This is a genomic window from Streptococcus australis ATCC 700641 (assembly GCF_000186465.1).
Lineage (GTDB): Bacteria > Bacillota > Bacilli > Lactobacillales > Streptococcaceae > Streptococcus > Streptococcus australis.
The window spans coordinates 759,795-772,359 of the sequence record NZ_GL636091.1; the positions used below are offsets into that span (position 1 = coordinate 759,795).

The window sequence follows — 12,565 nt, forward strand, 5'->3', positions numbered from 1 at the left end:
TATAATAATAAATGATATAATAATAGAAGTATATGTAGATTTGAAATCTATACAAAGAGAATATGAGGAAAGTCAAATGAGTAACTCTTTTTTGCTAGAATATGATGTTGAATCTTTGTCTAAAGCTATTTATTCTATTACTTCATGGTTTCCAAATAGGAGGTTTTTAGTAATAGTAAATAAATTGAATAGAGACTTTATTAATAATGAAAGTAGGATTTTAGGGACAATTAAAATTGATTCATATATAAAATATGTAGATTTTTATAAAAAACTAATTGAGAATTATATACCCGAATACCCAAAAGAAGATTTCCCTATTGATACTGGAAATGTAAGGTTCTATTCAAATAATAGATTTCATAAAATATTTATAGGTAATGGTAATGAAGATACTTATGAAATTTCGTTTGTAATAGAATCTTTAATACATGATTTTAAATATTTAAAAGATATATGGTACGAGATTCTTGAATATGAAGATTTAATTATTTCATCTCTAGAAACATTTAAAAATAAATTTACTCAGGAAGAATTTGAATGTCCGCCTGAGAGTTATTTCAATTTCATTTATCAAAATTATGAGCTTTTTTATAATAACAAACTTGCTCAGTATTTCAAATCATTCAAAAGTGCTAATGATGAGTTATATCCATTATTTACTCCTGTTAATAACTTTCCCATATTTTTACCGGTTATGAAAGATTGCTTTATGGAGAGAATAGAAAGTGAAGTAGAGGAATCAAAGTTTGAAGAATCTATTTGGTTAAGTTTCTGGAGAAGACTAAATTGTAATTTTACAAAATTCTTTAAACGAGGAGGAAATTCATTTTATAATCTTATATTGATCAACAAAGAGACTAAAGAAAAAATTTATATAGAAAATACATTGGCATTTTTAAATGAAGATAGGTTGATTATTTTAGAGTCAGACAAAAATAAAATTTCAGAGTACTTAAAAAATGGAATTATTAATAATACGTACCAGATAGGAGGCATTTGCCAGGATGAAAAAGTTAGAGTATTTGAATTTAAGTCACAGAGAAGTATTTTTTTTGTCGGAGTTGATACTAGGAGTACATCTCCAAATATAACTAAACCTTTCCTATTTGAAGATGATGATGAATATGTATTAAATGTAAGTAGTCTTATAGGAATAATTAACAATGCGAATTCGATAAAAGAAATCGTTGATTTTTTTATAGCTTATATCAATAGTCAAGATAGAATCATGTCTTTCTCAAATGGAGATGCCTTGTTTCGAATGTGGAAATCATCAGATCAGGTGATTAATGAAGGTGCTTTGGATATAACTCTAGCTATGTTTCCTTATGATAGTGTTCAATATAATATGGAAATGTTCGATAAAATTGTATTAAACTATCCATTTGAAATAGGAGGAGAGTTTTATAATATTCATAGTTGGGAAATAATTGATAGAGAACAAACTGATTTGTCACTTGTTTCAAAAGCTCATCTTGGATCAATTGATATATTTTCAGAGAATCATAAAAAAATTATATATCGGGAGTTACATTTTATTTTAGAAGATATAAATATCTATGATTACGAACAAATAAAATCTTTTAACGAAATTGTTTTAAATGCTTTATATTATAATAAAGAAGCAATTTTATCAAACTATGAAAAAGAAACTATGGAGATTAATTTAGTATCTAAGTCTGTGCTTGATAGAAACGCTAATTCTAGATGTCCCATACAAGAAACGAACTATTTTAATAAAATAGTTTTTGTTAAAAATTCCAAATATCAGATAACTTTATTAGCTCCTAAATGGAATAGAATATTTGCTGATAATCATTCCAAATCAACATTAGAATTTGAAAATACAATTCTAACAAATTTGCTAGACGGTTTCCTTTTTAAGGATAGAGTTTTGTTATTTGAAAAAATTAAAGAAACAGACAATGAGAAACGAACTTCAAGCTTATTTGAAGTTAGGGTTGAATATTTTATTCAGCCTCATTTAGAATTCTCAGTTCCTAAAAACTATTCTTTTAAAAGAGTCAGGAAAAGTATTGCTAACATCATTAAAGAACTTGGATTAGATCCAGGCATATATTGTGAATCAGACATAGTTGCTATAGTAAGATGTTTTAGAAATAAAATACGAGAAGACTTAGTTTCTATGATGTCATTGTATAATCAGTATGACTTGATACTTAAGTTACAAAATATATTATCTTTAATTATTTTTAAAATTGATATCCACCGCAGAAGATTAACTACATTTTCAGATAACGGAAACCTTCAAACTGTTAAATTAAATAAATATCGAGAACAAACGATTGATTTACGTGAAGAGGCCCGCGTTTATAAACCAATATTAGAATATCTTATTGAAGAGAATTTAGTAACAGAAAGGGATGATGACGCATTAATTCCAAGTGATGATATTGTTGATGAATTGATTGCTTATGGGAAATACATATTAGATTTTCAACTTCTTTCTGATGCCTATTCGTATGGTGCTAGCAATTGGTTTCAGTTAGAGATTGAAGATAATTATGTTGTAGATATTTCAGAAACTGAAAAGTACTTACAATTTGTTGATGAAACGATAGAAATCAAGTATAAATATGGTGAATACGCAAGTAGAGATAAGGAAATTGACAATGATATAATTGGTCTGGTTAAGAAATCGTTCTTTCAAGATACGAGAGTTAATTTTGATTCTTTTATTTATTTCCTCTCCATGTTTTCAAGTAATAGTCATATTTTAAAATTAAAAAATCAAAAATTACTGACTGTAAAAGGAAATGTTGTAACAGGTAAAATAGAAGATTTGGCTAAATATTTTGAAGAGAATTCGGACTATTCAATTGAAATCTTTTATGGTGTTTTGAAATTCCTAGTTATAGAAAAGAAGAAAATTACTACTAATGGAGTAATTCCAATATGGGAGAAAAAGAAAAGAGATAATAAATTTTCTGCTAGACCTATTATTGTTAATCATAATAGCATTATTTTCTCACCTATTATTCTTGATAGATTGGCAAAAGATTGGACAGAGGGAATGATGAACTTCATTTTACCATATGATATTGGTATGCAAAATACGTTAAATACAATAAATAGTTGGAAAAAATTTTACGAACAACAGATAGTCCAAAATCTTAAGGGCTTATTTAAAGATAATAGGTACGTTACTTATATTGATCAAGAATTATATAAATTAGATATTAAAGGAAATCATCCTAGAAATTTAGGAGATTACGACTTAATTGTGATAGACAATGAGCTGAAAGAAATATTATTATTTGAAGTTAAATATATGCGTTTAAGTCAGACTATGAAAGATAGTATGGGTGATCAAAAAGAATACTTTTGTGGAGGAAAGGCCAAAGGACTAAAGTTCAAACGACGAGTAGAGTATTTTGAAGAGAATCTAGATGTAATTTGTAGAAATATAGGATTAGAGGCGAGATACTCATTAAAATCGTATTTCATTACAAATAAACCAATAAAATCAAACTTTGTGGAATTTCCATTTGAAATTATTAGTTTTAATGAATTTGAATCTCTAAATAATAATTGAATTTCTCTATAAAATTTGAACAGGTTATCAAAGCATTCACTTTCTAAAATTGATAAAAGAGATTTTGTATATACTAACTTCTAAATTTATTTCACATAAAATGTAGCCATTCGGTTGATTTTTACAGTAGCACATTGAAATTCTAAATATTAACAATCACTTTAAATCAATATTTTTCGTCATAACTAACGAGCAGTGAATGTCTGCTTGACTTCTGTAAAAACCAAATAAGGTAAACTTTTGATATTCTGGTTCGATTTTACCTTATTTTGATGAAGTTGATTGAAATTAGCTGAGATTTTATCTTTTAAAAACTCGATAAAACGTTTATTTTAAAGCATTTTAAAATTATATGAAATAAGTGATGCCCTAGCCCGGTCTTAAGAAAGCTCGTAAAGCATCACAATTTAGTAAACGTTCTTCGAAGGAATTATGATACTTACAAAGAGCACCTTTCGGGGTGTTCTTTTTTATTGATATCTTGTAGATTTATAATTAGAAATCTCCTTGAAGGGTATCAGGTAAATGAAAAATTCGGCGATCATATCCTATTTCTTCGTACTTTAGTCTAATACCTATAATGAAAAAAACTCTAGCTATCAGGTAGTTGATAGTTAGAGTTTTTTCTATTCATATGATTTAATGAGGTGAAATAAGGCTTCTACTTCTGATGACAGTGTAGCTGATTTGAGATAAGCATAATAAACTGTAAATGTGATCTGGTCCTCAGGTATTAGAGGGATTTTTATTAGATCATCATCTTCATCAGAAAGTGCGATATCAGCCAGTAAACTAAGGCCAATCCCTTTCTTTAAAAGTTCTTTAATGATGACAATGTCGTCACTCTTGAAGAATATTTCTGCCTTGTTTTGATGCTTTTGATTAAGTAGTTCAAAAGCTTTCAGGTGAACAAAGTGTTCGTCTAAAAGTATAAAGGATTGCTCTACTAAATCTTCAAAAGCGAGGGAAGGAGCAGTAGCAAGAGGATGGTTCTTAGATAAAACGACATACAGTTCTTTATGAAAGAGTTCATGTGTCTCTATTGAAGGATGATTGAGTGGTTCAATCAAGCCGAGTAGGCTTGCATCAAGGTCTCCTTTGAGGAGAAGATTTAATAACTCTACGGAGCCACCGCGGATAGGGCGTACCTTTTTTAAAAAATCGAATTTATCTTTTTCGTTTAAGGCAGCAAAGAGATACTGAATGATAATAGGAGGGAATCCTACAGTAGAGTATTGTGCCAAGGAACGATTAATTTCTTTGCGAGTAGAAATAACCTCAGATAAGATCTTTTCTGTATGCTTTAGAAGGATTTGCCCTTGAGGAGTGAGTTTAAAGGAACGATGTGAAGGATCATGGTGAATCAATTTGCAATCAAAAGATTCCTCTAAGCGCTTGATGGCATAAGAAATAGATGGTTGGCTGACTTTATGTAGTTTTGCTACTTCCGTGTAGGATTGAAGCTGGCAGAGGTCATAAAAATATTGTAGATCTTTTAAATTCATAGGAGCTCACTTTCATTAAATGGAGAAAAAATTGGAAATCACCAGATAAATAAATTTTATCCGTCTCATACAATTTGACTATACGAGTATTCGCTGGTTAAAATGTAAGTGAGTCAGGAATCTTAAAGATTATCTAAGATACTTTCAAAAATGACCAACATCTTTTCTCGTTTATCAATAGGGAGCTGTTTAATCTTCATGTTGATTCTTTTGAGTGAAAGATTGTCAGTCTTATCAGAGGTTGATTCAAGGCTATCAAAATTGAAAAATTCCTCTGGGGTCATCTCTAGGGCGTCAATTACTTTTTCAAGACTGTGAATGGTCAGATTCACATTTTGGTTTTCGAGTTGGTTGATATACTTAAGCCCAAGTCCCGCTTGTTCCGAAAGTTCTTCCTGGCTCATTTTGTTTTGTGTTCGAAAATATTTCACTTTTTGGGAAATATAGTGTTGTAAATAGTTTTTAGTTGTCATATAAATAGAATACAAGTTTTGCATGACAAAAAAACACATTAAAAAGTACAAAGTATTGTTTAAGGGACTTATGTGATATTAATTTTAATCAGGATTGCCAATTTGTATGATTATTTTGCTATACTTGAAACTTTTAGGAAAGAGTGATCATCGAGAGTTTCATGAGTTCAGGACTTTATAAAATACAACAACTTGAAGTATTCAATAATAGTGTTTTAAGTATAAAAGAGCTTATTAGAAAATTGTTCTCGTAGACTCATTATAACATATGCGGGTATAATCGTATTTTTTAAACAACAAAGTTTTCCAAACAATTCATTTCAAGTGGTATAATAGAAGTAAAAAGGAGGTTGCACTATGACTGCACATGATATTTTAAACAATCCTTTCCTGAATAAGGGAACTGCCTTTACCTTAGAGGAGCGAAAGGAACTAGGCCTTATTGGTTTACTGCCACCGTATGTTCAAACGATCGAAGAACAAGCGGCGCAAACTTATGCGCAAATGCAAACAAAAGCCAATGATTTGGAAAAGCGTCTTTTCCTAATGGAAATTTTTAATACCAACCGGACTCTTTTCTATTACCTCTTTTCTCAACATTTGGAGGAATTTAATCCAATTGTATACGATCCAACCATTGCAGATACCATTGAAGGCTATAGTGACCTCTTTGTAGATCCCCAATATGCGGGATATCTTGATATCAATCATCCTGAAAATATTGAAGCCACTTTGAAAAATGCTGCTGGGGATCGCGAGATTCGTCTCATTGTTGTAACAGATGCAGAAGGAATCCTTGGAATCGGTGACTGGGGAACAAATGGTGTCGATATTTCTGTCGGGAAATTGATGGTCTACACCGGTGCTGCTGGAATCGATCCTTCTATGGTCCTTCCTTTAGTTATCGATGCAGGGACTAACCATGAAGAACTTCGTAACAATCCTAATTACTTAGGAAATCGTCACGAACGGGTTCGCGGAGATCGTTACTACGACTTTATTGACCAATTTGTTCAAACAGCAGAACGTCTCTTTCCTAAACTCTACCTTCACTGGGAAGACTTCGGCCGCTCGAATGCAGCCAAAATTCTTGAAAAATACCGAAAAAAAATTCCAACTTTTAATGATGATATTCAAGGTACAGGAATCGTTACCCTAGGTGGTATCTTTGGTTCACTGGATATTAGTGGTGAAAAATTAACAGATCAAGTTTATCTCTGCTATGGTGGTGGTACTGCGGGCGCAGGAATTGCCGCTCGTGTTCTTCGTGAAATGGTAAGTGAAGGTCTTTCTGAAGAAGAAGCCTATAAACGTTTCTTTATGGTGGATAAACAAGGTCTTCTCTTTGATGACATGGATGACCTAACCCCTGAACAAAAACCGTTTGCTAAGAAACGTGCTGACTTTAGTAACGCAGACAAATTGACTGACCTGCTTGAAGTAGTGAAGACTGTGAAGCCAACCATTCTTGTTGGAACTTCGACCCAACCTAATACCTTCACTAAAGAAATAGTAGAAGCTATGTGTGAAAATACAGAGCGTCCGATGATCTTCCCTTTGTCAAATCCAACCAAACTAGCTGAAGCTAGTGCTAAAGATTTGATTGAATGGTCAGATGGCAAAGCTTTTGTCGCAACAGGAATTCCTGCTGATACAGTTTCTTATAAAGGTGTCGACTATGTGATTGGTCAAGCCAATAATGCCTTGATTTACCCAGGTCTTGGACTAGGTATGCTGGCTTCTGAAGCAAGTCTTTTGACTGATGAAATGATTGGAGCAGCAGCTCATTCATTGAGTGGTATTGTCAATCCAGGTCAGCCAGGAGCTCCTGTCTTGCCACCATTCAAGTATGTAGCAGATGTTTCTATTAAAGTAGCAGAAGCAGTCGCTAAAAAAGCACAAGAGCAAGGTCTTGCGTGTGCTAAGGAAACAGATATGGCCAAAGCAGTTCGTGATTTGAAGTGGTATCCAGAGTATAAATAATTCACTGCTGCTGCCTATCCTTCTGTAGCGACAGATTTGTATGGGCTGTGGACTTAAGTAATTTAGAAAGGATACCTATGTCACTCTTTTTAACCTCGATTACGAGTATCATTCCGATTATCGCTATCATTGTTTTGGGGTATATTCTTCAGGTGAAGGGATGGTTTGGAGATGACTTTGGACCTAACCTATCTCGTTTAATCATGAATGTAGCCTTGCCAGCGTCAATTTTTGTGTCGGTAATGAAATACCTAACACTAGATAAACTAATCAGTCTTTCTGGAGGTCTCCTTTATACATTTGTGGCCTTTATCTTGGGCTATATCGTAGCTTATATTGCAGTTATGATTTTCAAGGTTCGTCCAGGACGGCGAGGAACCATGATTAATACCTTTGTGAATGCTAATACTATTTTTATTGGTTTACCTTTAAACGTTGCTCTTTTTGGGGATCAGGCTCTTCCTTATTTCTTAATTTACTATATCACCAACACGATTTCCACCTGGACATTAGGCGTGTATTTGATGACGAGCGATAGTAAATCGGGTCAAAGCAAGGAGACAAGTAAATTTGACTGGAAGAAATTGCTACCAGCTCCGCTTGTAGGTTTTCTTGTGGCTCTGCTATTTTTGATTCTACGAATCTCTATTCCAGATTTCGCAACGAATACCTTAACCTATGTTGGAAATATCGTCACTCCCCTATCTCTGATTTATATTGGTATCGTTCTTGCAAAGGCAGGCTTGAAAACTATTACTTTTGATAAAGATACAATTGTCACTTTAGTTGGACGCTTTATCCTAGCTCCTCTAATCATGCTTCTTGTATTGAAGTTCTTTGCACCAAATATGGCTACAGTAGAATTTAAGACCTTTATGATTCAGTCCGCTACACCAGCTCTAGCTGTTCTTCCGATCCTTGCTAATCAGGGAAAAGGAGATGTGGAATTCTCTACGAATGTAGTGACTCTAAGTACGGTTCTATTTATCGTTGTTATTCCAATATTACAAACTTTGTTAGGATAAGAAGGAAGAGGATAGGCTTGAAAGTTTTGCTTTAAGAAATTTCACTATTTTAGATACATAAATTCTTATTTATTGAAATCGAAATCAGAAGAAACTCTTCTGACGGTTGCTATTAAGCGCTTTTGAGCTGTCCTAAAAGTCAGACTGTTCAAACTAGGATTGAAAAAAGCTTGTAAAGCTAGCCAGTTCTCTAAACGTTAATTCGTTGCTGGATAGCAGAATACAAACGAAAACACTTTGCATCTTGCAAGGTGTTTTTTTTCTATGAGAACTGTCGGTGCGCAATTAGGATAGCTCTAGCGACTTTAGTCGCGTAGAGATATGCTATGCACAGTTGCCCCAAGAAAACAAGCAAAGCGATGTTTGATTGGATGGCAACCACTGCACTCTAAACGTTCTTCGAAAGAACTACAATACTTACAAAGAGCACCTTTCGGGGTGTTCTTTTTGTATTTTCATACTAAATTGTGGCAGTTGACGTAGTTGTTGTGGCTTTAGCCACGTACAAATACGGCTGCAATTCGACGAAGTCAATTGCCTCTAAACGTTAATTCGTTGCTGGAAAGCAGAATACAAACGAAAACACTTTGCAGTTTGCAAGGTGTTTTTCTATTCCTGATATATAGTTCACCAAGTGAACGACAAACAAAAAACCACCCTATCTTCCACAGTCAAACGTGACGGTAGAAAATAGAGTAGCTCTAGAACGTTAAAAATTAGTTATCGTCTTTGTGAAGGATATTCTTCACACCGTTGATAGCTCCTTCAACAGCTTCTTTTGCATCTTCAGCAACTTCTTTAGCTTTTGATACAACTTTTTCAGCAACGCCTTCAGCTTCTGTTTTTGTGTCGCCGGTTACTTTACCGAGACCTTCCTTAACAGAACCTTTAACTTGGTTTAATTTATCTTCTAATGACATAGCGCCACCTCCGTTAAGTAAATAGTTTTTTAATCTGAATTCAAGACAGTTCATTTAAAAAATTAAAACTATTTAGTTCAGATTAATATAAGTATATGCCTTCTAAAATGGAAAGTCAAATATTCGCTACGGTATTCTGAAAGTTGGAGTGAGTCCTTACGATATCGTGAAAAAGAGGGATGAATAGGTCACGACTTTCAATTTTCCTTTATCATACTCTGAGATAAAAATATCATCTACATTTTTTTATAGCCGTCTTTTTTGAGTTCATCCATGAACCAGTCTTCGGTTTTGTTGATGATTTCCAAAATATCTGTCTGGATCACTCCATCGGTGATAACTGGATATTTAGGATTTTTATCTTCCATCCCTATGATGATCGATTTTTCATTCTGCTCAATGACAGCCCGTTTGACTTCTTTCAATTGGAAAACTCCTTGACTTCGTAGTTGCAGTGCGATGTCTGATGCGGAAAGTCCTTTTGAACGACAAGCTTCAGAATCTAATTTCCCATTTTTAATAATTATAGTTGGCTTGCCGTCGATGATATTCTTAATAGAAGAAAAATTGGTTTTCAACCATTTGTTGTATATTTAGTATATGAACTAGCGATATAGCTGTTTTTAGCTAATGGGAAATACAGTTTGGAGTAATACTTAAATATTAAAATCCATTCAGCTTAGAATATGATACAATAAATTTTGTAAAATTAGTTTTTACTTTATTAAACCTATTAAAGAATCTGAAATTGTAACCTTAGTAATATGGGGAAAAATTTTTAATAAATAAAATTAATATATTTAAACGAACCCGTTTTCTATTTTTATTATACTGGAGGAAAGTAATGATTAAGTTAATAAAAAAATTTTTTGAAGATTATTTTGAGTCGATAGAATCAGATCGGTATAAAGCAATGATATATAAGAAAAATGGAATTAATCAAGAACGTTTTTATACATATGAGGATATTGGTATTCTTGAAGGAGTATCTAAACAGAGAATTCATCAAATTGAATCGAAAATCTTTAGAAAGATGAATTTATTGATAAATGGTTCAACAATAAAAAATAAAAACTATAAGTGTGATGAACAATTAGTCTGTAAGACAAAAGAATTTTTAAATGATTTAAAAGATAAAAAAACTACATCCTATATTGAACTTATAAACAAATTTAGAATATCTGCTAGTGATAAAAGTTATTTTGACATGTATCTTAAAATACTAGAAATAAAAAGAATTACATTAGATAAAGAGAATATTGATATCATTTTAAGTTCTGAAATTAACAAATCTGTACTCGAAGATGAGATAAACAGAACATTAAAAATAGTTAAAAAAAATATTTTACCAATCTCAAAAGATGATATTATAATTCAATCTGCAAAAAGAAGAAGAAAAAAATCTAAGGAATATATCTTATTATCTATAGAGGTAATTCCGTTTAAAAAATTAGTTATCGATAATGTCGAATATTTAGATTACCCCAATTTAGATTTATCTGTAGGCGATAGTGCATACAAACTTCTATGGATAAAGCAGAAGAGAATGGGGATTCAAGATATAAAAAAATCAATTAATAAAGACAGAGGAAAAGCTGGAGATAAAATTGTAACGACTCAATATTTATCGAACCAGCTAGTTGCTCATCCGGAATTAGTATCTTTAGGTAATAAGGAGTGGGGATTAAAAAATTCTGGGATAGCAAAAATTTCTATTAAGGACCTCATGAAAAATATTTTTTATGTAGAAGATAAGCCATTAACAAGCGCTTATATTTTAGAAGAAATTAAGAGAAGAAGAGGAGATATTAATGAAAAAAGTGTCATTTCATATTTGAGTCAAGAAGATTTTTACCAAGTAGATGACGGGACTTATATTATTTCAGATTGGAAAAGAGAATTTGCTTCACGAATAAAACCAAAAAGAGTTAAAACAAATTATAATGAATATGTTTTAAAACATTTTAAAGAATCAGGAAAAGAAATTTTAACATTTTCAGAACTCTGGAGACTTTCTGAAAAGACCTACAGTGGAACAAAGTATAATTTTAAAAATTTTTTAAAACAGAGAAAATATTTACAATACTATAAAGATGAAAATACTAAAGTTGAATATTTCACTCTTACAGAAGATAGGAGTGATTTAAAAGAATTACATGGGAATAAAACTAAAACAATAGAGGAATACTCAAAAATTATTTTGAGACAAAATAATGGAGAAAAAGAGTTATCAAAACTAATAAATTCAATTCAACAAAACTATCATATTTCTAGGCAGTTGGTTTATCAATTTTTTAATAAACCGAATCGTTTTTTTAAAAAAGAAAATCGTAATGGTACATTAGTAATTAAGTTACTAGAGTCAAATTTTAATATAAAAATTTCAGAACATGATATTCTTCGTTTTTTGGATGAAGTTGTTACTGAAGAGGGGAAATTTGACTTTAAACAAGGTTTTCTTACGCTAGATCCTAAAAGGAAATTTGATAAAAAAAGTTTTGAAAAAATAATGATGAATATGTGTGCAATGGCTAATCATGGGAAAAATATTAAAGGAAGAATATTGATTGGTATTGCAGATAAAACTAGCGATACAAGAAGAATTGAGGAGCTAGATAATATTAATGCTAATGAAATAAATGGTTTTGGAATTGTTGGTATAGAAAGGGAGGCAAAAATATTAAAAATGAGTCTTGAAGATTATCTCAAATTTATTAATGAGAAAATTGATGACTCTGGTTTGCCTGACAAATTAAAATTATACTTAAAAAGTCATATGCAATATGTAAAAGTTTATGATAAAACATTGTTAATTTTAGAGGCAGAGAGTATTAATGGAATATCTCTTTATAAGAATTTAAAAACACAAAAATTAGAATTATATATAAGAAAAGGTCCTCAAAAATATAAAATAAATCAGTTTAATGAGGATAACAGCCCCTCAACTGAATTTTTAGAAGTACAATTAAGATGTACAGGCGACTATTAATAGTTTTAGTTTAATATAGGGCGTATTTTGATATTTGTTAAAAATATGCCTTAATTAAAAGAAATTCAGTTAAAATAAATAAATTTAAAGAGAGGATAAAGTTGACTTTTC

At 31.4% G+C, this 12,565-nt stretch carries 7 protein-coding genes and 1 pseudogene; 4 read left to right on the forward strand and 4 right to left on the reverse strand.

Annotated elements, in window-relative coordinates:
- The first annotated feature begins 76 nt into the window (after positions 1-76).
- Positions 77-3,559, forward strand: coding sequence for a hypothetical protein (locus HMPREF9421_RS03570; RefSeq protein WP_040802964.1), 3,483 nt, complete (start codon positions 77-79; stop codon positions 3,557-3,559).
- Positions 3,560-4,185: 626 nt separating this feature from the next.
- Here HMPREF9421_RS03570 and HMPREF9421_RS03575 read toward each other — a convergent pair.
- Together HMPREF9421_RS03575 and HMPREF9421_RS03580 are read right to left on the reverse strand one after the other, a co-directional pair.
- On the reverse strand, positions 4,186-5,064 hold the full coding sequence (locus HMPREF9421_RS03575) for a LysR family transcriptional regulator (protein ID WP_006595618.1): 879 nt from the start codon (positions 5,062-5,064) through the stop codon (positions 4,186-4,188).
- 122 nt (positions 5,065-5,186) lie between these two features.
- Complete coding sequence (locus tag HMPREF9421_RS03580) at positions 5,187-5,537, reverse strand: helix-turn-helix domain-containing protein (RefSeq protein WP_040803216.1); 351 nt, start codon at positions 5,535-5,537, stop codon at positions 5,187-5,189.
- Between the two features lie 357 nt (positions 5,538-5,894).
- Between HMPREF9421_RS03580 and HMPREF9421_RS03585 the strand changes: the two genes are divergently transcribed.
- Both HMPREF9421_RS03585 and HMPREF9421_RS03590 read left to right on the forward strand, forming a co-directional pair.
- On the forward strand, positions 5,895-7,520 hold the full coding sequence (locus HMPREF9421_RS03585; RefSeq protein ID WP_006595620.1) for a malolactic enzyme: 1,626 nt from the start codon (positions 5,895-5,897) through the stop codon (positions 7,518-7,520).
- 77 nt (positions 7,521-7,597) lie between these two features.
- Positions 7,598-8,545 carry an AEC family transporter gene (locus HMPREF9421_RS03590; protein WP_006595621.1) on the forward strand — a complete coding sequence of 316 codons (948 nt, stop codon included), beginning with the start codon at positions 7,598-7,600 and terminating at the stop codon, positions 8,543-8,545.
- A gap of 716 nt (positions 8,546-9,261) precedes the next feature.
- Here the strand turns inward: HMPREF9421_RS03590 and HMPREF9421_RS03595 are convergent.
- Positions 9,262-9,465: a CsbD family protein gene (locus tag HMPREF9421_RS03595; RefSeq protein ID WP_006597108.1), complete on the reverse strand. Its 204-nt coding sequence runs from the start codon at positions 9,463-9,465 to the stop codon at positions 9,262-9,264.
- A 156-nt stretch (positions 9,466-9,621) separates the two neighbouring features.
- Positions 9,622-10,049, reverse strand: a pseudogene (locus tag HMPREF9421_RS10285) (DUF421 domain-containing protein); the annotation flags it as partial.
- A gap of 260 nt (positions 10,050-10,309) precedes the next feature.
- On the opposite strand from HMPREF9421_RS10285, the gene HMPREF9421_RS03605 reads away from it, so the two are divergent.
- Complete coding sequence (locus HMPREF9421_RS03605; protein ID WP_006595624.1) at positions 10,310-12,454, forward strand: RNA-binding domain-containing protein; 2,145 nt, start codon at positions 10,310-10,312, stop codon at positions 12,452-12,454.
- The last annotated feature ends 111 nt before the right edge of the window (positions 12,455-12,565 follow it).